Here is a 22,206-nt window from a genome sequence, read left to right as displayed (position 1 = left end):
TTATATATTTAAAAACTTAAGTTCCACTGTATTAATATTATCAATCTCATTAATATTATCAATCCCATTCATTCCTTAGAAGAAATATGCCAAATAAAAATTCTTTCGTAGTGGGATTCTCTTTCTAAGCGCAGTTCATGACCTTAAATCAATATCTGGATTAAGTTTTTCATTTATTATTTCCGATAATAAGTTTAATTATCTTGTATTAAAATTACACAGGCAGTGAATATTTATGATCAAGGCTGGAATAATAGGAGCTTCAGGATATACAGGAGGAGAACTCCTGCGCTTGCTCGTGAACCACCCAAATGTTGAGCTGGAGCTGGCAACCTCCCGAAGTCTTGCAGGGAAGCCCGTAACAAGCACTCACAGGCATCTTGAAGGTTTTCTGGACCTCAAATATGAGAATCCTGATTCTGAATATATCAGGGAGCGCTGCGACGTAGTTTTTCTGGCAGTGCCGCACGGATCTGCCATGAACTATGTCCCTGAACTGCTAGACGGCAGCACGAAGGTTATCGATCTTAGCGCGGATTACAGGCTTGAAACTTCAGAATTTGAACAAATTTATGGGATGAAACACAGCGACCCGAGGAAAGCAGTTTACGGGCTTGTAGAGCTTCACCCTGAAGCTGCAGAAGAAGATCTTGTGGCAAATCCAGGATGTTTTCCCACAGGCGCAACTCTTGCAGCAGCTCCCCTTGCGGCAGCAGGGCTTATCGACATAGCAGTCTTTGATTCCAAAACAGGGGTCTCAGGGACTGGTATTTTGCCTACTGAGACTTCACACTACCCGAACCTTGCGGAAAATATCATTCCTTATAAACTCACAGCCCACAGGCACAGAGCTGAGATCCTTAAGGAACTTACCAGGCTGGATGGAAAGCTTCGGAATATCAATTTCACTCCTCATGTTATACCTTCTATCAGGGGCATATTTACAACCGCTCATCTCTTTACAAAGGAGCCTCTCTCCACAGACGACTTAAAAGCAATTTATGAAGACTTTTACAGGAATATGCCGTTTATCAGGCTTCCTTCAGGAGTTCCTTCCCTTACCGCAGTCAGGGGTTCCAACTTCTGCGACATAAGCTTTGAAGCAGACACGGCAAATAACAGGGTTGTAGTGCTCTCCGCGATCGATAACCTGGTCAAAGGCGCATCAGGACAGGCTATCCAGAATATGAACCTCATGTTCGGGCTGGATGAAACACTTGGGCTCTGGCTGCCTGCGGCAGCTCCTTAAACCCGGATAGGCGAGAACATATAACTGGTGACGGATTAAAGTAAAGAATATGATTTATTTCAAGGGGTAGTCAGATGAAAGTAAAAGATGTCATGAACCCTAACGTTGTTTTCTGCAAGCCTGACGATACAGTCCGGGAAGCTGCAAAAATATTGAAGGAAAACAGTATCAGTGGAGCTCCTATTCTTGAAGGGGAAAAGCTTGTGGGAATAATCAGCGAAGCGGATCTGCTGAAACTGTTGATACTCCCCGAAAAAGGAGAACTCTGGCTTCCAAGCCCTTTTGAGGTTATAGAAGTTCCAATCAGGGAACTCATTGGCTGGGAGGATACAAAAAAGATGCTTTCTGATGCTGGTGCCATAAGGATAAAAGAGATCATGACAAAGGATGTGCACACGATCTCTTCCGAAGCATCTGTAGAAGAAGCCTCCGAGCATATGATCAGGCACAGGATTAACAGGCTTCCTGTAACTGAGGACAACCGCGTTGTAGGAATTGTTACTCGCGGTGATATTATTGAGGGTCTTGCAAAGCTCTGAAAGAAAAGGAGAGTTTTTCATGAAGCAAATCGAGGGTGGAATCTGTGCGGTAAGAGGTGTATCCGCAAACGGAATCAAAGCCGGAAAAATGGGACTCACGGTCATTCTTGCGGAAGGTCCTGCTGCAGGCGTCTTTACGAAGAACAAGGTGACTGCAGCCCCGGTTACCCTGAGCAAAGAAATAATCGAAACCCGTCACCATCTTTCGGCTGTGATCGCAAACAGTGGCAATGCCAATGCCTTTACAGGGGATGACGGTTTTCTGGATACTATGGAGATGGCATCAATGCTTGCCGAAAAGCTTGACATGGATGCTGATACTATTGCCGTTGCCTCAACAGGAGTAATTGGCAGAAGGCTTAACGTCTCCCGGATCAGGGAGCAACTTCCTAAAGTCCTTGAAGGGCTGGGCAGTTCCCCTGAGTGCAGCCAGGAAGCTGCAAAAGCGATCATGACCACTGATAGGGCCGTAAAAGAAGTAGCCATTGAGATGGACTGCGGGATCAGGATAGGTGCAATTGCTAAAGGTTCAGGGATGATCGAGCCAAATATGGGAACTATGCTGTGTTTTGCATATACCGACGCAAAGATGCCTGCAGATGTTTTGGATGCGGCTCTCAAAAAAGCAGTCGATAAAACTTTCAATATGGTTGTTGTGGACGGGGATACGAGCACGAATGACATGGTACTTCTAACCTCTACCTGCAAGTCCGGAGTCAAACCCTGCATGGACTGCCTGGATGATTTTCAGGAAGGGCTAATTTACGTATTCACAGAGCTTGCAAAAAAAATGGCAAAAGATGGAGAGGGAGCTACAAAACTTATCGAAGCAAGGGTCTTGGGCGCAAAAACATATGGGGGTGCAAGGCTTGCTGCAAAAGCAATTGTACGTTCCCCTCTGGTCAAGTCCGCGATCTTTGGAAAGGATCCCAACTGGGGTAGGGTTGTAGCTGCTGCAGGTTATTCAGGTGCAGAACTTGAGCAGGAAAGGCTTTCTCTTTCTTTTTCAGGAGGAGGAGAAGAGGTCGAACTTGTAAGATCCGGCGAGATCTCCGGTTCTTCTGATCTTGCGCTTCTGAAACAGATCATGGCAAATGAGGAAATCGTCATCACCCTTGACCTTGATATGGGGACGGAAAAGGCAACTGCATGGGGTTGCGACCTGACTTACGATTATGTCAGGATTAATGCCGAGTATACGACTTAATGGGGCTATATCCCTTAATTCAGGGTTCGTACACGTCGATATGAAATACAGGCTAGCTTAACTTTAGAAAAAATAAACACCCGGATTTCCCCTAATTTCTGAGAATTATTCTTTGATTCTGGTATTTATTTCCAGGGGGTTTTATTAAGTGGATATACAAGAATGGGAACAGCGCCACACCGATGCCTTTTACAATGTGAAAGAAGCCCTTCCCTATCTGGAAGGTATGTTTGTAGCTTATAACAGTAATATCGATGCCATCAAACACCTTACAGACAAAGAACTGTCCAGGCTTATAGGATTTTTTAAAGAGACTGAAATTCAAGAGAGGGTTGAAACATATCCGAGGGAAATAAAAGACCCTCTGGATTTCATGGCTCGCCTGCTTATTTCAATGCGAGAGGGAAAAGCTGCCGAAATCCCTGCCCATACCTCAGATATCCATGAATGGCTAAAAGAGCACATGGGTTTCGACTATGCGCGCATGGGCGGCCAGGCAGGGATCATTTCTAACCTTCTTGCTTACCTGGAACTTAAAAAAGTAGTGGCATACATTCCCTGGCTTTCTGAAGAACAGGCAGAGTACTTTGTAGCTTCTGACAATCTTCTGCACCCGAAGGTAGAAGGCGAAACAGTCACTCTGAAGCGACCGCAGGAAGCTTTCAAACCCGGAATCGAGTCAAAAGTCAACTGGATCTTTGAATATTCCAAAGACCTGGAAGTAACCTGTAATGGAATCAAATTCAAGGTGCCGAGAGATAACCGCCTGATAATTTCCTCCCGTCCGAAATGGCTACGCCTGGATATGGACAGGGAAGTCTACGAACACCTTGATTCGCTTCTCCCGATTGACGGGGCAATACTTTCAGGTTACCAGATGATAAAGGAGCAATACGAGGACGGGTCTACATATAAGGACTATGTTGCAAACTCCGTAAAAGTCATTGAGAAACTCAAGTCTTTAAATCCAGAACTTCGCATCCATGTAGAACTCACATCCATCCAGAACAGACTCATACGAAAGGCTATCCTGACAGAAATTGTTGCCAAACATGTCCATTCTCTGGGCCTTGATACCGTAGAAGTGGCAAATGCCCTGAATGTGCTGGGACATGAAGAACTCTCTTATTCCGTAATCAAGAAAGAAGAAAACGGGATTATGTCTCTTTACCAGGGAGCTGTACAGCTTTTAAAGGACCTGTCACTTGAAAGAGTCCATGTGCATTCTCTTGGTTTTTACATCTGTATCCTGGCAAAAGGTCACCCTCTTACGCTTAAAGAACACAGGGATTCGCTGCTCTTTTCTTCAACCCTGGCCGCTGCCAAAGCCCTTAACGGAAAAATCGAGAACCTTGCGGAGGCAGAAGCCGGACTGGAGGTTCCTGTTTCAAATAAAGGACTTGAAGACCTGGAAAATTTCAAGCTTTACTGCATAGGGAGAAAACTCTGTACTCCCGAAGAGTCCGAATACGGTTATCTCTACGGGCCAGACCATGATGCAGTTCTTATTCCTTCCAAAGTGGTCGATAAACCCAAAGCTACCGTCGGGATAGGAGATGCAATCTCAGCAGGAGCTTTCACAGCCATGCTCGCGAAAATGAAGCAAAAGCGGGCAGGAAAATAAATTCTCTCTCATTTGATCTTAAGGCTTTCCATTACCCGGATAAGGAACTGGTCAGATGAATATACTTTGCGAATATAATGTCAACATAGACTCTGTATACAGAGTTAGCGGAGCCGAGGTTTCGGAACTGCTGGAAACCTTCGAGAAGGCTGAAATCCTTGAAAAAATAGAAAATCCCCCCGGAAAAATACTTTCAGAGTCCGATTTTGTGGCAGGGCTTGCCTATTGCATGAAAAACGGGTGCGGAGCCGAGTGGCTTGTTTTTGAGCAGTCTATTTTCGAATTTCTTAAAAACCGTTACTTTGAAAAATCTCTCGTAAGAATGGGCGGAAACGCCGGAATAATGGCAAATGCCCTTTCCCAGCTAGGAGCTTCCAGGGTAATTCCGAATGTTGCAGTGCCCTCAAAAACTCAACTTTCTTTGTTCTCAGAAAAAGCAATCTACTTCCCAGCTCCCATTCAGATTAAGGAAAACTCAGGTGGCGAACCTGATAAAAATACGGACATCGTTTCCGGGAGTCCGGAACCAATACATTTCGTGTTTGATTTTTCCGTGGGGGATACTTTTTCCCTGTACGGAATAGAGGTCAGGGTTCCGAGGGAAAATCGCTTCATAGCGACCTGCGACCATTTAAACCTCAGGCTCTTTGTCAATCCTGCTTTTGAGCGGTACGCCCTTCAGCATGTCTGCGAGATTGATGGTGTGCTCATATCGGGTTTTCATCTTCTGCTTGAGAGTTATCCCGACGGCAGCAGCTATAAAATGATCCTTGAAAATTCTCTTTCCCAGCTCAGGCGCTGGAAAGCCGCAAACAATAAACTTCGGATTCATCTGGAATTCGGGCACTTTGCAAGCAAAGAGATTGCAAATTCGGTTTTCTTGGATTTTGCAGCTATTTCCGACAGCATTGGAATGAACGAAGACGAGCTTTCAATGCTTCATCATTTACACGGAATTCCTGTAGAAGACCTTTTGCGCATGGAAGCGGAAGCCGTGGGAAATGCGGCCTGCAGGCTTGCTTCGCGGTACGGGCTTAAAAAGCTCCTTATCCATACAAGGGAATTTGCGCTGACTGTGTTTAAACCGGATTTTAACTTGAATTCTAAACCGGAATCCAAATCGGAATCTAAATCGGAATCAAATTCGGAATCTAAACCTAACCCTGAAAACTCTAGAGATCTCCGGGTCTCAGAGGATTTGGAAGATCTAAAAAGCTCAATCCTGCAAAAGATGGCTGGGAAAAAACTTGAAGCCCTGAGGTTCGGAGTCAGGTGTGCAGGAGCATATGCAGCTTCAGGCAGGCTTGAAGGGCGGGAGTTTGTGGAAGAGGAAGCTTCAAAGCTTCATGAAAGCCTGTTTGGAAGAGAACAGCTTGAACTTTTCCTTAAAGCATTCCATGGAGTAACTTTCGGACAGGGCGCTTATGCTTTTAGGGAAGGATATGTTATTTGCATGATTCCGACGCTGCTTTCCGGCTCTCCGATAACCACGGTCGGGCTCGGGGATACTTTAACTGCAGGGACTTTCCTGAGGGGGCTTGAGCTGGATGTACAGACTTAAACCGGAGCTTTTTGACCTTAATTATACGCTTGACTGCGGGCAGGTATTCCGCTGGGCAAAAGATGGAGACTGGTGGACAGGAGTTGTCGGAGACCAGGTTATCCGGCTTTCGCAGGACAGCGGAGGACTGCTCGTTGATTCGAAACTCCAACCTGAGTTTTTTTCTCGTTATTTCCGCCTGGACGACGACCTGCCTTCAATCTATGAGAGCATAAACAGAGACCTTCTTATAGACAGGGCGATCTGTAAATACAGGGGTTTGCGGTTGATTCGGCAGGACCCCTGGGAATGCCTGATTTCTTATATGCTCGCCACGGCTTCAAGTATCCCCACAATTCAGAAAAGAATCTTCCTTCTCAGCCAGTTTTTCGGACAGGAACTCGAAGCAGGATATTTCAGCTTTCCTGACCCTGAAACCCTTGCAAACGCTGACATTTCCCTGCTTGACAAATGCAAGCTTGGCTTCAGAACCGAACGCATAAAAGAAGCAGCCAGAGAAGTGGCTTCGGGAGAATTGGATCTTGACGTCCTTTTCCGCCTGGAATACAGGTATGCGCGGGAACGCCTCATGAGGATTCGGGGGATAGGAGAAAAAGTTGCTGACTGCGTGCTTCTTTTCGCCTTTGAGAAAATGGAAGCCTTTCCCGTAGATACTCACATCAGGCAGATCATCCAGCATTACCATATCGACGACAATTTCTTTGAAAATTGCACGAACCTGAGCAGGATGGGAGACTGGGGAAGGGAGTATTTCGGTCTCTATTGCGGGTATGCCCAGCAGTATCTGTTTTACCAAAAAAGGATGGAGGGTTTTGTTCCTCTTTATTAAATTCTGTTTTACGAATTTCTCTTTTATCAATCTCCCTTTTAGTGATTTTTATAAGCTCTTCCTTAGTATACGCTTTAATTTCGTGTACACAGGTAATCTTAGAAAGCAGACACACCTGAGTAAGAGTATTCAAAGACTAAATCTCAACCAGTTAATAGGATACGACCAGCAAAATAAAGCAAGAGTTAAAAGGATTATTAGATATACTTGAATATAAAATCCTCAAACAGTAAGATCAAAGGCTAAGAAATCCTCATTGGAAATAAGGATTGAGCGCACATTTCAAGGTTACAAAATGAGTGAAAACAACTTAAGCTGGATCACTAATTTTATCTGGGGAATCGCAGACGACGTACTCCGCGATCTCTATGTTCGTGGCAAGTACCGTGATGTAATCCTTCCGATGATGGTCTTGAGGCGCCTGGACGCAGTGCTTGAACCTACAAACCAGGCTGTTCTCGATATGAAGGAGACTCTCGACAGGGCAGACATAACAAACCAGGACCAGGCTTTACGCGAGGCTGCAGGTCAGGCTTTCTATAACACTTCCAAGTTCACGCTGCGAGATCTGCGTTCCCGTGCAAGTCAGCAGCAGCTCAAAGCCGATTTCGAAGCTTATCTTGATGGTTTTTCTCCTAATGTCCAGGATATTCTTGACAATTTTGAGTTCCGAAACCAGATTCCACGCCTTTCCAAAGCCGATGCACTCGGAAAGTTAATCGAAAAGTTCCTTGACCCTTCAATCAACCTGAGCCCTAATCAGGTGATGAATGGCAATGACTCAGTGAAGCATTCTGGCCTGGACAATCACGCCATGGGTACTATCTTTGAGGAACTTGTAAGGCGCTTCAATGAAGAAAATAATGAGGAAGCCGGTGAGCATTGGACTCCCCGTGATGCTGTAAAACTGATGGCGCGGCTGATCTTCCTTCCAGTAGCCGATAAGATTGATTCCGGCACATACCTTCTCTATGATGGAGCATGCGGAACAGGCGGTATGCTGACCGTAGCTGAAGAAGAATTGAAGCAACTTGCAGAGAAACACGACAAGCAGGTTGCAACACACCTGTACGGTCAGGAAATTAACGCAGAAACTTATGCTATAGCCAAAGCCGACCTTTTACTCAAGGGTGAAGGGGACGAAGCAGACAACCTTGTGGGCGGGCCTGAATATTCGACTCTTGCTAACGATGCTTTTCCTGCACGAGAGTTTGACTTTATGCTCTCAAATCCTCCTTATGGCAAGAGCTGGAAGAGCGACCTTGAAAGGATGGGCGGAAAAGACGGCATTAAAGATCCTCGTTTTGTTATAGAACATGCAGGTGATCCGGAGTACTCGTTACTTACACGTTCGAGCGACGGACAGATGCTATTTCTGGTCAATATGCTCTCAAAAATGAAGCATGGCACCAAACCTGGAAGCCGGATAGCTGAAGTTCACAATGGCTCGTCGCTTTTTACTGGTGATGCAGGCCAGGGAGAGAGCAATATCCGCAGGTGGATCATAGAGAATGACTGGCTGGAGGCAATCGTTGCCCTTCCCCTGAATATGTTTTACAACACTGGTATTGCGACCTATGTCTGGGTGCTCACAAACCGCAAGCCTGAACACAGGCAAGGCAGGGTACAGCTTATAGATGCGACGCAGTGGTATAGGCCTTTGCGTAAGAACCTGGGCAAGAAGAATTGTGAGTTCTCTGAAGAGGATATCCGGAAGATCTGTGATACCTTCCTCGCTTTTGAGGAATCCGAGCAGTCAAAGCTCTTCCCAAATGCCGCTTTTGGATACTGGAAGGTGACCGTTGAAAGGCCGCTGCGCCTTGCCGTGGATCTCAAGCCGGATGCCCTCGACTCTTTCCAGAAGAGCTGTACCGAAGCGGGGGAAGAGCAGCTTGCCACACTTCTCAACAAGGCGGCGGCTCAGCTTGGTCCAGGCCCGCACAATGATTTCAATTCTTTCCTTGATTCTTTTGAGGTTCTGGCAGGTAAAGCTGGACTTAAACTAACTGCCAAAAAACTCAAACTTCTTCAGAACAGCCTTGCTAGAAGAGATGAGGCAGCAGTGCCTGTTATTAAAAAGGTGCATAAGCTCGGAAAAGCTGAAGCCGATCCTCTGCATGGTCGCTTCGAGGCAATTGTAAGTGGCAAACCCTGTGTGGTTGAATATGAGCCGGATACCGAGCTGAGAGACACTGAACAGGTTCCATTACTCGAACAGGGTGGTGTAGAGGCTTTTATCCAGCGCGAGGTACTGCCCCATGCTGCAGATGCATGGATAGACGAGACCAGCATCAAGACAGGCTACGAAGTGAGCTTCACCCGTTATTTCTACAAGCCACAGCCTCTGCGCTCGCTTGAGGAAATTCGAGCAGATATTCTCGCGCTGGAAAAAGAGACAGAAGGGCTTCTGGAAGAGATCATCGGGAGAAACTAGCGATGAAGCTTTCAGGCTATGGAAAAGAGATTGTCATATCACTGTCACACCAATTTGGTGAAGGAATTCTCGTATCAGTGATACGGCAATTCAAAGAGGAAATCGTCTCCGCAGTGAGGAGGCAATTGAACCAGAGATATTTCATGCCGAAGAGGGAAATTCTGCAAGAACCTCTTGCACAAATTCGCTGGTACTACATCCTGCCAACCATCGAGGAACTGAGGAAAAAAGAAAGTGCACTGCTTGGAAAAATTGTCTGGAGAAATGTATCATGATCCGAAAAGACAAGCAGGAAATCGGACCGGCTTTAAATAACTCCCTGCTGGTGAGCGATGTTCGTCAAATGATCAAAGAAACTCGTTCGGCGGTGGCGACTGCTTTTAACGCCGGGCTGACGATGCTCTACTGGAATATTGGTAAGCGTATCCATGAGGAAATTCTGAGAGGGGAGAGAGCAGAATACGGGCAGGAAATTGTCGCCTCGCTGGGGCGAGAATTGGCAAAAGAGTTTGGCCGGGGTTTCGAAGAGAAAAACCTGCGCCGGATGATTCAGTTTGCAGAGGCTTTCCCAAATGAGAAAATTGTCGCCTCAGTGCGGCGACAATTAAGCTGGACTCATTTCAGGATGCTTATCCCTATCGAAGATCCCCTCAAACGTGAGTTCTATGCCGAGATGTGCCGAATCGAACGCTGGAGCACCCGTATACTTCAAGAACTCATCGATTCTATGCTGTACGAGAGGACAGCCATTTCACGCAAGCCGGAAGAGGTAATTCAACACGAACTTGCCATCCTGCGCGAACAGGACAGATTGAGCCCTGAACTGGTTTTCCGCGATCCCTATGTCCTAGATTTCCTTGGCCTGAAAGACCGTTATCTGGAAAAGGATCTGGAAGATGCCATTCTACGTGAACTGGAGGCTTTTTTGCTGGAACTTGGTGCAGGATTTGCCTTTGTAGCCAGGCAGCGGCGCATCCAGATCGACGATGACGATTTTTACATTGACCTTCTCTTCTACCACCGTTCTCTGCACAGGCTGATCGCTATCGATCTTAAGCTTGGAAATTTCAAAGCCGAATATAAAGGCCAGATGGAACTCTACCTGCGCTGGCTGGATAAATATGAGAGACAGCCAGGGGAAGAATCCCCCCTCGGGATCATCCTCTGCGCCGGAAAGAAACAGGAACAAATCGAGCTGCTGGAACTGAACCGTTCAGGAATCCATGTGGCTGAATATCTAACAGAACTGCCGCCTCGCGAACTGCTCGCTGAAAGGCTGCACCGCGCCATCAAGACCGCACGGGCCAGGCTGGAGGCATACGATACTAAAACGGAGGTGGATACATGATCCACGACCTTAAGCCCTACCCCGCATACAAAGATTTCGGTGTTCTTTGGCTTGGAGATGTGCCGGAGCATTGGGAAATTAGAAGGCTGAAACAAGTATGTCGTTTTGCCTACGGCGACTCCTTGCCGACAGAAATTCGACAGCAAGGCGAAATTGCCGTGTTTGGCTCGAATGGTCGCGTGGGTTTTCATTCCACCGCCAATACTCATACACCATGCATCGTGATTGGTCGAAAAGGATCTTTCGGGAAGGTGAATTTCTCTACTGATCCAGTGTTTGCCATTGACACAACATTCTTTATTGATGATCGTTTCACCAAAGCTAATCTGCACTGGCTTTATTATTTACTTGGTTGGCTCAGACTTGATGAAGTCTCGAAGGACTCAGCGGTACCTGGTCTCCATCGTGAAGATGCCTACCAAAGAATTGTTGCCTACCCGACAGATAGCGATGAACAATCTGCTATCGTCCACTACATCGACTACATCGACCGACAAATCCGGCGCTACATTCGTGCAAAACAGAAACTTATCAAGCTGCTGGAGGAGCAGAAACAGGCGATTATCCATCAAGCCGTTACCCGTGGGCTTGATCCTGATGTAAGGCTCAAGCCTTCGGGGGTGGAATGGTTGGGAGATGTGCCGGAGCATTGGGAAGTGTTGAGACTTAAATCGTTGGTTACAGAAGCTGTTGCGGGCCCATATGGTTCTTCTTTGACCAAAGAGATGTATACGCGACAAGGGTATCGAGTCTATGGACAGCAGCAGGTTATTCCAGACGACTTTACCATCGGTGATTACTATATCTCAGCGGAACAGTTCTCCCAGATGCAGCGATACCGTGTGTTTACCGGTGATGTGCTTGTCAGTGTAATGGGCACCGTGGGTCGAGTTGCAGTCGTTCCAGAGAATGCTGAACCTGGAATAATTAATCCTCGACTCGTTCGCTACCGTCCTGACACTACTAGAGTGAAGTCACGTTATCTCCAGCTTGCAATGCAAGGTACCACTTCTCAGGTGCAGCTTCGTGAAGCGGCTAAAGGAACCACGATGGAGGGACTAAATATGCAGATTCTCGGCAAACTCGTATTAGCCATCCCACCGTTGAATGAACAAGATACCATCCTGAATGAGTGGCATACAAAATCGGAGGTTTTGGTATTTACAGAAAACAACGTCCGAAGCGAGATTTCCCTCCTTCGCGAATATCGCACCCGCCTGATAGCTGACGTTGTAACTGGAAAACTGGACGTGAGGGAAGCGGTAGCGAACCTGCCTGAAGAAATCGATGAAACGGAAGTGCTTGATGAAGGGCTGGTCGAGGACGAAGAAACTACTGAAGAAGACCTTGACAGAGAGCCAGAGGAAGAAACATGACAACCGATACCACCGAAAAGGGCCTTGAAACCCTCATCGTCGGAGCGATGACCGGAGCGAAAGCCGACCCTGTGCAAACAGACATAGGCAAAGAACCCACCGCCCTCTACGGGGGTACCGGCTGGATACTCGGGCGCTGGCAGGACTACGACCGCGAATATGCAGTAGACATTATACAGCTGGCTGCATTCCTTAATTCCACGCAGCCCGAAATGGTAGAATCACTTGACCTTAAAAATGCCAGCCCAACCCGGCAGAAGTTTCTTGCCCGCCTGCAGGGGGAAATCACGAAACGCGGCATAATCGACGTGCTGCGCAAAGGCGTAAAACATGGGCCTCACAACCTCGATCTTTTTTACGGCACTCCAACACCCGGAAACACAAAAGCCGAAGAGCGCTATGCTCTGAATCGCTTCAGCGTCACCCGGCAGCTCAGGTACAGCCGGGACGAAACAAAACTTGCCCTTGACCTTGCTCTTTTCATCAACGGGCTGCCTGTAGCTACCTTTGAGCTGAAAAACAGCCTCACAAAACAAACAGTGGAAGATGCTGTAGAGCAGTATAAAAACGACCGTGACCAGAAAGAGCTGCTTTTCCAGTTCGGGCGTTGTGTGGTCCACTTTGCTGTGGACGACCATGAAGTGAAATTCTGCACGCATCTGAGCGGCAAAAGCTCCTGGTTCCTTCCCTTCAACCAGGGCTACAACGACGGAGCAGGCAACCCACCAAACCCGAACGGCATCAAGACCGATTACCTCTGGAAGAAAATCCTCACTCCAAAGGGACTTACGGATATCCTCGAAAATTACGCGCAGGTAGTAGAGGACAAAAACGAGCTGACCGGGAAAAAGAAGAAAGAAGTGCAGATTTTCCCGCGTTACCACCAGCTAGACGTAGTTAGAAAGCTTCTCGCCGATGCCGGGCAGCACGGCGCAGGCAGCCGCTACCTTATCCAGCACTCGGCCGGAAGCGGCAAGAGCAACTCCATTGCCTGGCTTGCACACCAGCTTATCGGCCTCAAAAAAGACGACAAATACGTCTTTGACTCCATTATCGTAATCACTGACCGGCGTGTTCTCGACAAGCAGATCCGTGACACAATCAAGCAGTTTGCTCAGGTGAGTTCGACAGTCGGGCATGCCGAAAATTCCGGAGACCTCAGGAAGTTCATCGAAAGCGGAAAGAAGATCATCATTTCCACGGTGCAGAAGTTCCCGTTCATTCTCGATGAGATCGGAATGGATCACCACGGGCAAAAATTCTCAATCATCATTGATGAAGCGCACTCCAGCCAGGGCGGGAACACAGCTGCAGCAATGAACGAAGCTCTTTCCGATCCTGAATATCCTAAAGATCCGGAAGATACTGTCAACGATGCTCTGGAAAAAAGGATGCAAGCCCGCAAAATGCTGCCCAACGCCAGCTACTTTGCATTTACCGCAACTCCCAAAAACAAAACCCTGGAACTCTTCGGAGAGCCTTATCAGGAAGGTGGACAGGTGAAGCACCGACCCTTCCATAGCTACACAATGAAGCAGGCGATCCAGGAAGGTTTCATCCTTGACGTGCTCAGCTACTACACTCCGGTTAACAGCTACTACAAATTGATCAAGACAGTGGAAGAAGACCCGGAATTCGACACCAAAAGGGCGAAGAAGAAACTCCGCAAGTACGTCGAAAGCCATGATTACGCCATCCAGCTCAAGGCTGAGATCATGGTAGATCACTTCCATGAGCAAGTGATCGCACTTAAAAAGATCGACAGACAGGCGAGAGCAATGGTAGTTACAAGCGGGATTGAGCGCGCCATTCAGTACTATCATGCCATTAGCACCTACCTCATTGAGAGGAAGAGTTCCTATCAGGCAATTGTCGCTTTTTCCGGAGAACACGAATACGGCGGAGTGAAAGTTACCGAAGCTTCGCTCAACGGTTTCCCGTCAAGTAAGATTGAAGATAAGATTAAAGAAGACCCGTACAGGTTCCTCATCTGCGCCGACAAGTTCCAGACCGGCTACGATGAGCCGCTCCTGCACACGATGTATGTTGACAAGGTGCTGGCTGGCATCAAAGCAGTACAGACACTCTCAAGGCTGAACCGGGCGCATCCGCAGAAGCACGACGTTTTTGTACTCGATTTCATGAACGATACTGACATTATCCAGGCTGCTTTCTCAGATTACTATCGCACCACAATCCTGAGCGACGAGACCGATCCCAACAAGCTCCACGACCTGAAGTCCGACCTCGACAGCTACCAGGTCTATGCACCGGAAGATATAGAGCAGTTAGTTGACCTTTACCTCGGCGGGGCCGACAGGGATAAACTCGATCCGATACTTGACACCTGCGTAGCCGTATATAAAAACCAGCTTGATGAAGAAGGACAGGTTGACTTTAAAGGCAAGGCCAAAGCTTTCAATCGTACCTATGGTTTCCTCGCTTCTGTCCTTCCTTACACGGATGCCGGCTGGGAAAAGCTCTCGATCTTCCTCAACTTCCTGGTGCCAAAACTGCCAGCTCCTATAGAAGAAGACTTTTCAAAAGGCATCCTCGAAGCCATTGACATGGACAGCTACAGAGTTGAAAAGCAGGCTGTGGTGAAGATCCAGCTTCCGGATTCGGATGCCGAGATTGAGCCTGTACCGACAAGTGGCGGTGGATTCAAGCCTGAACCGGAACTGGAACGGCTTAGCTACATCCTCAAGGGTTTCAACGATCAATTTGGGACACTATTTACAGATGCCGATCGGACTATCCGCCTGATAACGGAAGAACTCCCGGCAGCGGTGTTGGCAGACGTCGCCTACCAGAACGCCAGAAAAAATTCGGACAAGCAAAACGCCCGCATTGAGCATGACAAAGCTGCTCGACGTGCAGCAATCGCACGCATGAGCGTTGAGACTGAGTTCTTCAAGCAATTTAGCGACAACGAATCCTTTCGGCGTGCTGTGCTGGACACATTGTTCTCACTCACTTATTCGTAATGACAATACATCTGCCATTTTCATCAACTACCAAATCGACGTCTACCTCTGAACGACTCAGCGAAAAGTTATAAGTCTAAATTTCCGTGCTGTGTACATTTCAATTTTTGTACCCAGCTAAACTTAGAAAACAAGTGGTAGATAAGATTATTTTATAGCAAATTTTTTCACAGCCATTTCCTCAAAAAAACCCTGAAATCAGTATCCTTTAACCTGCAAATTTCAGCATTTTCTATAAGCTCAAAGCCCTCATTCACGCTCTGATGTACCTGCTTTCCAAGGGAGCAATGCATAAGCTGGTTTTCAAGAAGTTCTTTTGCCATGGGATATTTGCGCCGGATTTCAAAGACGTATTTTCCATTTTCGATATAGCCTTCTAAACCTCAAATACTTCTCATTCCCTTTAAGCTCCACTTTGGGTTCGTTTTAAGTACTTTTTCACCAGCTCCGTGTCTTTTAGTAATTTAAAACTCACAAATCCTCCTGCTACAATATTCGTATAAAATGTAAAACCCCCCCATGCTGCCACTGTAATTTCCAAGAATATTTGCCGGTACAAAGACTGAATAGAGGAAAATTACGGCAAGTTCCGCCACCCCACTTGAACCTGGGATCAAAGCGTAGAATCCTATCGGTCAATTGGGATTTTAGTAAAAAAAATTAAAAGAAGGATTAAGGAAATCCTTCACTCAGAGAACTTATCTGTTCTTCCTGACTAAGTAGAAGACTGACAGCAGTCCGAGAATTGCTGGGGCCATCTCAAAGCCAGGGGCGTTGTTCTTTGTTTCGGTGGTGTTGTTTGCAGCATCTGGTGTATCTGGAGTTGTTGTAACCGGGGTCTCCGTGGTTGTAGGAGTGTTCGCGTTTACATCTGGAGTTTCAGTGCTGTTCGCAACTGGAGCTGGATTAACACTTGTGTTATCGGTGCTTGTTGTGTTACTCGGGGTGGTTGTAACTGTTCCGTTGCCGAGGGTCTGCTGAATGTATGGATAGTATCTGAGCGCATCCGAGTCAGCAACCTTGAAGTACATTCCCTGTCCGATTTCCTGATCAGAGTCTCTGGTCAGACTGAATGTATCCTTGTTGCTGATGGTAATGGTGGGGCCATTGATGCCTACATTATCAAGTTTGCCGAATTCATCGCTAGTATCGATCTTCATGGCGTTTGCATAGTCAATGAGCCAGAGACCGTCAATCTGTGCAATGCTATCGACTGCACCCTGGAATACCTGATTTACGTGGACCTTCAAGACAGGAACATTGTCTTCGCCCTGCACGTCGTCAACTTCGCAAGTCCAGATATGATCACCAGAGTCAGTTGAGACGATCTGGTCATCCACATACTGTCCGTCCTTGTCTAATTCGAGCCAGACCTTATCACCGTCAACATCTACCTGCTTAGCCTGGAGAGAGTATCCTTCACCGAGGTCAAGGGTTTCGCCGGTCTTGAGAGTGTACTTGTCATCACTGTCAAGAACGAGCTTGGCAAGCTTGCTGGCGTCGTTGGATTTAAGTGGGACATACTTCTGGGCAAAGAAGCCGAGGACAGGGTATGTTCCATTGAAAGCATCACTGGCATCGTAATCAACACTGTTTATAGTGGTGCTGTATTTGAGGCCGTCTTCAGGAATAGTTCTTCCGCTAACGCCAGAAACGCTCAAAGTTTCGGTTCCAACGTTCTTATTCAGGTCGTAGAAGAAGCCAGCAAAGTTGTCTGAAGTCCAGGTGTAAGGCTGTGTGCCTGAAACAACGGTTCCTCTTATATCATAGGTTCCAGGAGTTGTTTGCTGTTTAAAGGCATAGAACCTGAGAGCATCGGAGTCAGCAACCCTGAAGTACAGCCCCTGTCCGATTTCCTGATCAGAGTCTCTGGTCAGACTGAATGTATCCTTGTTGCTGATGGTAATGGTGGGACCGCTGATGTCTACATTATCGAGTTTGCCGAATTCATCGTCAGATTCGATCTTCATGGCGTTTGCGTAGTCAATGAGCCAGAGACCGTCAATCTGTGCAATGCTATCGACTGCACCCTGGAATACCTGGTTTACGTGGACCTTCAAGACAGGAACATTGTCTTCGCCCTGCACGTCGTCAACTTCGCAAGTCCAGGTATGATCGCCAGAGTCAGTTGAGACGATCTGGTCATCCACATACTGTCCGTCCTTGTCTAATTCGAGCCAGACCTTATCACCGTCAACATCTACCTGCTTAGCCTGGAGAGAGTATCCTTCACCGAGGTCAAGGGTTTCGCCGGTCCTGAGAGTGTACTTGTCATCACTGTCAAGAACGAGCTTGGCAAGCTTGCTGGCGTCGTTGGATTTTAGTGGGATATACTTGTCTGCGAAGAAGCCAATCACGCTGTAGTTGCCCCAGTCGACATCTTTATTCTTGTATTCGTTCTTTCCGATTGTTGTCGTATATACTAACCCGTTCTCTCCTATAGTCCTGCCAGAAGTACCGGCAACGTTCTTAATGGAAAGAGACTCGGTTGTTACATTGTCATCAATGTCGTAATAGAATGCTGCAAATTTGTTAGCATCCATTGTAATAGCTGTACCGTTATCGTATGTACTATTTGCAAGGATATCGGTTAAACTTGAGCCATTGTACACAGGACCGCGGATCTCAACTGTACTCGCTGCTGAGGTTGTATTATTATCATCAGCCATTGCGGCGGATGCAAATACAGTCAGAAGCATGAGAACTGCCAGTGTACTGGCTATGAATCTCTTCATTTTATTATTTCCTCCATATTTTTTAAGATCTATTATTATGTAAGAAGAATTATCGGGATCAATAATGAAAGGGGTTCACAATCCTCCATCAATCAGAATTAATTATTACGTCAATTGTCGAAGATAGCTTAGTTTCTCTTCATCCCGAAAATTGGTTTACAGCGTTTTATAAAATAGTGTCTTATAAATCTTTTTTGGTCATTGATTTCTGAAGTCTAAGGTCGCTTGGTATTTTTTCGATAAGCTTCGACGTCATTAGAAAATTAAACTCGTCAACTACTCAGAACCTCAATTATTCGAATATTGTACTAATGTTCGACAATTGTACTAATCTTCGACGAATGTACCAGAATCGTTATCATGTCTAATGAAGACTGAAAACTGAAGGTTATTGTGGTGAAAAATCGGGATCAACACTGCAAAATATTTTGAACCTTCCTCCATAGAAGAATGTGGCGGAACCTTCTTCCATAGGAGAATGTGGCGGGTTTTCCAAGTTTCTTCCATGTTTCCCGCCACCATAAATAATTTCAACTTTTGTTCAGTAAACATAAAAGTTTTCGTCCATTTTTATCCGGTTAATTTTTAAGAACGTATAATTCAGCTAACCTCTTAATGAAATTTGAGTTCGCAGTTCAACGTTCTTTTGCAGGTGTATTTTGAATTTGGTGTATAGATCATCCACGTTAACTAACCAAGATGTCTCAGTAGAGTTTAAAATCAGTGAAGTAGGACTCAGATAACGAGACTAAACCCAAAACTTTGATAGTCCGGCAATACCTGATTGATGTTTTCCTAACGTTACCTGCAACATGGCTTGTGATTCAGTTTAAATGTCATATTGAAGGTTTCTTAAAAAAGTGCTAAGCTTACAGGAAAAGAATATCTAAAGCTGTATTTCGATAATATTGGAATAATATCAATCAAACGATGGACGATCAAATTATTTAGGGTTCTTGAATTCCCACATTTCGATAAAACCATCAACCAAAGTATCAAGAAAGCTTTCTTTGTAGCATATAAGGAGTTCTGCAATCGCGGGAGGGTCAATGATTGTGAATTTACTTATCCTGCCGATTTTTTCCCTTTCAATTATTCCGGCTTTTACAAGTTTGTTCAGGTTCCAGGAAATAGTTGAAGGAGAAAGGCCAACAGCCTGAGAGAGTTCTCTGTTATTCAGATTAGGATTATTGAGAAGCTGAAGAAGAATATGCCTGCAACCGGATCTTCTTAAGAAAGACATTATTTTTCTCTCGGTTTCGCTTAAGCTCCTGTCTTTTACGAAATAACGTACATAATCTCCATCATTCGAAGCCCTTATCAGATTTTTCTTTTCCAGATACTGAAGGTGGTACTGCAGGTTGCCAACTACCATTTGCAGCCTCCGTTCAAGTTCCCGGAAGTGAATACCAGGAGATTTTTTAATTTGTTCATAAATTCTCCTTCTAGTCTCTAATTCGAATTCCATTTTACCTTACTCTTTTGTTATCATGGAAAGAAAAAACAATGCAAGGACGACAAAATTGAGTAAACTTCCCCAGATTTCGGGGTATTCACCCGCTTGAGGGAAAAAAATATCTGCTGCATCCAAGAAATTCATCGTTGAATAAAATAAAAATGCTAAAGATAAAATACAAAGCTTCTTTCTACGCTCTCGAAGATATGCAAGAAGGGAAATAACAAAAAGGATTAGCGCTAATAAACTCGATACTAGTTGGATTATTTGTTCAGGTTCAGTCAGCATGGACTTCAGTTGCCTCCGTCGACGCATTACATTAGATTAAACATTAAAAAGTCAAGTTTTGAGACTCACTCCATAAAATATAAATTTGTAACTGTTTTTGGGGAATTTTATTAACTTTTTATATCTGGCCAAAATAATTTATCATACCACAATGAAGTATTTGAAATCTATGCCATGTTATTAATAATGCTTACACAAATAGGACTGACGCAGTTGAACAGAAAACAGCAACGCTAAATACTTAACTGTCTAAACTCCAATACTCACAATTAAATTGCTTGTACTTGATTTTGTACTTCAACTGCGTAAGTCCTATTACCCTTCCAAATAACTAACAAATCCAAAATAATCCTAATATTTATTAACATGCGCTATCAATTAATGCAACATGAATAAATATTTTGGATTCATCGTTTTCTTAATGTTGCTTTTGTTAATACTAGGATATTTCTTATCAATCAACAAATTAACACTTATTGCACTCGGCATATCATTCTTTTTATCAATAATAACTAGAGTATTATCCGCAAGGGCAGAGAAAAAAAACAAGAATAAGGATTAGAGTCAATTCGATTTTACAGAACTTTCGCTACACTGCCGAAAAGACCCACCAAAAAAGAATTTTTGCGGAAAAATTCCGCTTTGTGTAAAATCAGCTAATTGGCAACTACTTTTTTCCCGTTGAATACTTTTTACATCCATTTTCTCAAAAAAACCCTGAAATCGGGATCTTTTAACCTGCAAATCCCGGTATTTTCTATAAGTTCAAAACCCTCATTCACGCTCTGATGTACCTGCTTTCCAAGGGAGCAGCTCATAATTCGGTCTTCGAGAAGCCCTTTTGCCATGGGATATTTGCGCCGGATCTCAAAGACGTATTTTCCATTTTCGACATAGCCTCCGAAAACATCATCTGCCCCTTTGTATTTCTCCTTGAACTTCTCAGCATGTACTTTGACCCAGACAGGGGGACCAATGTGTTTTTTGACGTTGGGAAGGGTACCTGAGATAAGTTCGAGCATAATTACGGTTTCGTTTTTCCCTGACCACACCCCGGTTTTAATCACGGAAAAATTATATTCACTTAAAAGGGCAGCTACCGCCTGCTCCATTTTATACAGCTGCGGGTAGAGCACGTCCTCGACTACGTCCGGGGTTTTAAAGACGATTGCAAACTGTGCGCTTTTTCTGCTTTCAAGCCTTTTCAGAATTTCTCTGTCCTGAAGGGGCAAGAGGGCTGCGGGGAAGAAGAAGCTGAGTTCCGGGCTTTTTAATAATTCCCGGCAGTGATCTATAAACATGCAGAATTTGTCAAGGGAAAGGGCTGCAGCCACGTTCCGCCTGGGATCGGTCGGATCAACCACTACAAGGGGCTCTACGTGCTCGATTTCCGTATGCTGCATTATATCTATTTTCTCTCCCTGCTTCCAGAAACAGGCTGCATTGACTGTATTTTCGAAGGAACCGTAGTGAATTACCAGGAGTTCGGTCAGGTATCCTGAAAAACCCTGAGTCCTCAATTCCGAGCCGTAGACTCCGCCTCCACGCATGAACTGCTTCAACAGCAGGACCTCATCTTCGCATCCTTTTATACGGGGTTTGATAAAGTCGTTGTGAAAAGGGGTCCTATCAACTGCAGATTTGATCCGGGAAGCTGAGGCAACCCGGAAACACGGAACAAGGTCTACGTCAAATCCTTTGTATATAATATTCAGGTAGGGATGTTCGGCATGGCGGTCTTCGGCGTGTTCCGCAAGCTTTGCCACTTCCCTTGCAATTGCCATGCCCAGGGTTTCCAGGTCTTTTCTGGGTGTCTCTTCAGGAAAGCTTATAAAGACATCAATATCATGAGTGCCTGAAAGCCAGGTGTCTCTGGCAGCGGAACCTACCATTTTTACAAGTACGCCTGATATGCCAAGTTTTTCTGCTGCTGCTTTCACCTCTGAGGCGAGTTCTTCTTGGATCTCCAGGAGCTTTTCTCTTTCAGGTGCAGTGGGTTTTATCCTCTCAAGGACTGCAAGCCTTAATTCTTCGGGAATGCCTGTATACGTTTCCATGCCAGGGACGGCTCCATATTTTTTGCAGAATAGATCTTGATGGTATTCTTGATCATAAATGTCAGAAATCGTCTCTTCAAACTTATAACTTGTGGATCTCGAATACAATTATTGAGGAAAGGGAGTTTTTCGTTAATTTATTTCCTGACCATTATTCTAAACATGTATAAAACCCGGCTGTGATAAAAATACTTTTCTAGCTGTACTGGGGCCATCCCTGTAATTGCTACCTGTGTATTTTTATATTTTCCAAAAAAGCACCTGAAAACAGTTTTACAGTTTTTACGGCCTATAGTTCCTCTTTTTGTTGTTTTTAATTTTTCTATTGCCTAAATTGCTCAAAAATTTTTAATTAATATCCAAAAATTTTTTATTTGATGCCCGAGATATTTAATGCATATAGTTGAATACCTTGATATCTACAGGTAAACGGGCGTACCTGGGTTCAGGATATCTTCCGGATGTTCAGGAAACTATTTTTGTTCCTATTTTTTCCATTCGGAAGCCTGAAAATGC

The 22,206-nt window shown here is 45.4% G+C and carries 16 protein-coding genes; 11 read left to right on the top strand and 5 right to left on the bottom strand.

The features are described from left to right. The first annotated feature begins 235 nt into the window (after positions 1–235). The 11 genes from argC to RG963_RS00710 all read left to right on the top strand — a co-directional run bounded on the left by argC (position 236) and on the right by RG963_RS00710 (position 15,154). Positions 236–1,249 (top strand): N-acetyl-gamma-glutamyl-phosphate reductase, encoded by a 1,014-nt coding sequence (argC, locus tag RG963_RS00760; RefSeq protein WP_310574361.1) that lies wholly within the window; start codon positions 236–238, stop codon positions 1,247–1,249. 74 nt (positions 1,250–1,323) lie between these two features. Next, positions 1,324–1,788 (top strand): CBS domain-containing protein, encoded by a 465-nt coding sequence (locus RG963_RS00755; RefSeq protein ID WP_310574360.1) that lies wholly within the window; start codon positions 1,324–1,326, stop codon positions 1,786–1,788. A gap of 19 nt (positions 1,789–1,807) precedes the next feature. Further along, the gene (gene argJ / locus RG963_RS00750) at positions 1,808–2,995 is read left to right on the top strand and encodes a bifunctional ornithine acetyltransferase/N-acetylglutamate synthase (protein WP_310574359.1); all 1,188 of its coding nucleotides are present in this window, start codon (positions 1,808–1,810) and stop codon (positions 2,993–2,995) included. 148 nt (positions 2,996–3,143) lie between these two features. Beyond that, entirely contained in the window at positions 3,144–4,619 is a 1,476-nt protein-coding gene (gene pfkC / locus RG963_RS00745; protein ID WP_310574358.1) for an ADP-specific phosphofructokinase, read from the top strand. 55 nt (positions 4,620–4,674) lie between these two features. Next, complete coding sequence (locus RG963_RS00740; RefSeq protein WP_310574357.1) at positions 4,675–6,180, top strand: ADP-dependent glucokinase/phosphofructokinase; 1,506 nt, start codon at positions 4,675–4,677, stop codon at positions 6,178–6,180. Then, on the top strand, positions 6,167–7,009 hold the full coding sequence (locus RG963_RS00735) for a DNA-3-methyladenine glycosylase family protein (protein ID WP_310574356.1): 843 nt from the start codon (positions 6,167–6,169) through the stop codon (positions 7,007–7,009). The genes RG963_RS00740 and RG963_RS00735 overlap by 14 nt, the downstream gene beginning before the upstream one ends. Positions 7,010–7,304: 295 nt before the next feature. Next, positions 7,305–9,443, top strand: coding sequence for a type I restriction-modification system subunit M (locus RG963_RS00730; protein WP_310574355.1), 2,139 nt, complete (start codon positions 7,305–7,307; stop codon positions 9,441–9,443). A 2-nt stretch (positions 9,444–9,445) separates the two neighbouring features. Beyond that, positions 9,446–9,718 carry a hypothetical protein gene (locus RG963_RS00725; RefSeq protein WP_310574354.1) on the top strand — a complete coding sequence of 91 codons (273 nt, stop codon included), beginning with the start codon at positions 9,446–9,448 and terminating at the stop codon, positions 9,716–9,718. A gap of 50 nt (positions 9,719–9,768) precedes the next feature. Further along, positions 9,769–10,791, top strand: coding sequence for a PDDEXK nuclease domain-containing protein (locus tag RG963_RS00720; RefSeq protein ID WP_310574353.1), 1,023 nt, complete (start codon positions 9,769–9,771; stop codon positions 10,789–10,791). Further along, positions 10,788–12,167: a restriction endonuclease subunit S gene (locus tag RG963_RS00715; protein WP_310574352.1), complete on the top strand. Its 1,380-nt coding sequence runs from the start codon at positions 10,788–10,790 to the stop codon at positions 12,165–12,167. The genes RG963_RS00720 and RG963_RS00715 overlap by 4 nt, the downstream gene beginning before the upstream one ends. Then, positions 12,164–15,154: a type I restriction endonuclease subunit R gene (locus RG963_RS00710; RefSeq protein ID WP_310574351.1), complete on the top strand. Its 2,991-nt coding sequence runs from the start codon at positions 12,164–12,166 to the stop codon at positions 15,152–15,154. The genes RG963_RS00715 and RG963_RS00710 overlap by 4 nt, the downstream gene beginning before the upstream one ends. A 167-nt stretch (positions 15,155–15,321) precedes the next feature. Here the strand turns inward: RG963_RS00710 and RG963_RS00705 are convergent, their stop codons facing one another. From RG963_RS00705 to cca, 5 genes are all read right to left on the bottom strand, one after another. Continuing rightward, a complete protein-coding gene (locus RG963_RS00705; protein ID WP_396654678.1) occupies positions 15,322–15,522 on the bottom strand; it encodes a hypothetical protein in 201 nt (66 codons plus the stop codon). A gap of 330 nt (positions 15,523–15,852) precedes the next feature. Further along, a complete protein-coding gene (locus RG963_RS00700; protein WP_310574454.1) occupies positions 15,853–17,823 on the bottom strand; it encodes an S-layer protein domain-containing protein in 1,971 nt (656 codons plus the stop codon). Positions 17,824–18,832: 1,009 nt separating this feature from the next. After that, positions 18,833–19,357, bottom strand: coding sequence for a winged helix-turn-helix transcriptional regulator (locus RG963_RS00695; RefSeq protein WP_310574349.1), 525 nt, complete (start codon positions 19,355–19,357; stop codon positions 18,833–18,835). Positions 19,358–19,363: 6 nt separating this feature from the next. After that, positions 19,364–19,633: a hypothetical protein gene (locus tag RG963_RS00690; protein WP_310574348.1), complete on the bottom strand. Its 270-nt coding sequence runs from the start codon at positions 19,631–19,633 to the stop codon at positions 19,364–19,366. A 692-nt stretch (positions 19,634–20,325) separates the two neighbouring features. After that, on the bottom strand, positions 20,326–21,690 hold the full coding sequence (gene cca, locus RG963_RS00685) for a CCA tRNA nucleotidyltransferase (protein ID WP_310574453.1): 1,365 nt from the start codon (positions 21,688–21,690) through the stop codon (positions 20,326–20,328). Between the last annotated feature and the right edge of the window lie 516 nt (positions 21,691–22,206).

This window comes from Methanosarcina baikalica, from assembly GCF_031461075.1.
GTDB lineage: Archaea > Halobacteriota > Methanosarcinia > Methanosarcinales > Methanosarcinaceae > Methanosarcina > Methanosarcina baikalica.
Note: the sequence above shows the minus strand (reverse complement) of the source record. Positions and strands in the feature narration are given on the sequence as shown.

What these genes read in the sequence shown, in the direction of transcription:
- argC (WP_310574361.1), top strand. Translation starts at nt 236, where the DNA reads ATGATCAAGGCTGGAATAATAGGAGCTTCAGGATATACAGGAGGAGAA.
- RG963_RS00755 (WP_310574360.1), top strand. Translation starts at nt 1,324, where the DNA reads ATGAAAGTAAAAGATGTCATGAACCCTAACGTTGTTTTCTGCAAGCCT.
- argJ (WP_310574359.1), top strand. Translation starts at nt 1,808, where the DNA reads ATGAAGCAAATCGAGGGTGGAATCTGTGCGGTAAGAGGTGTATCCGCA.
- RG963_RS00740 (WP_310574357.1), top strand. Translation starts at nt 4,675, where the DNA reads ATGAATATACTTTGCGAATATAATGTCAACATAGACTCTGTATACAGA.
- RG963_RS00735 (WP_310574356.1), top strand. Translation starts at nt 6,167, where the DNA reads ATGTACAGACTTAAACCGGAGCTTTTTGACCTTAATTATACGCTTGAC.
- RG963_RS00730 (WP_310574355.1), top strand. Translation starts at nt 7,305, where the DNA reads ATGAGTGAAAACAACTTAAGCTGGATCACTAATTTTATCTGGGGAATC.
- RG963_RS00725 (WP_310574354.1), top strand. Translation starts at nt 9,446, where the DNA reads ATGAAGCTTTCAGGCTATGGAAAAGAGATTGTCATATCACTGTCACAC.
- RG963_RS00715 (WP_310574352.1), top strand. Translation starts at nt 10,788, where the DNA reads ATGATCCACGACCTTAAGCCCTACCCCGCATACAAAGATTTCGGTGTT.
- RG963_RS00710 (WP_310574351.1), top strand. Translation starts at nt 12,164, where the DNA reads ATGACAACCGATACCACCGAAAAGGGCCTTGAAACCCTCATCGTCGGA.
- RG963_RS00700 (WP_310574454.1), bottom strand. Translation starts at nt 17,823, where the DNA reads ATGGCTGATGATAATAATACAACCTCAGCAGCGAGTACAGTTGAGATC.
- RG963_RS00695 (WP_310574349.1), bottom strand. Translation starts at nt 19,357, where the DNA reads ATGGAATTCGAATTAGAGACTAGAAGGAGAATTTATGAACAAATTAAA.
- RG963_RS00690 (WP_310574348.1), bottom strand. Translation starts at nt 19,633, where the DNA reads ATGCTGACTGAACCTGAACAAATAATCCAACTAGTATCGAGTTTATTA.
- cca (WP_310574453.1), bottom strand. Translation starts at nt 21,690, where the DNA reads ATGGAAACGTATACAGGCATTCCCGAAGAATTAAGGCTTGCAGTCCTT.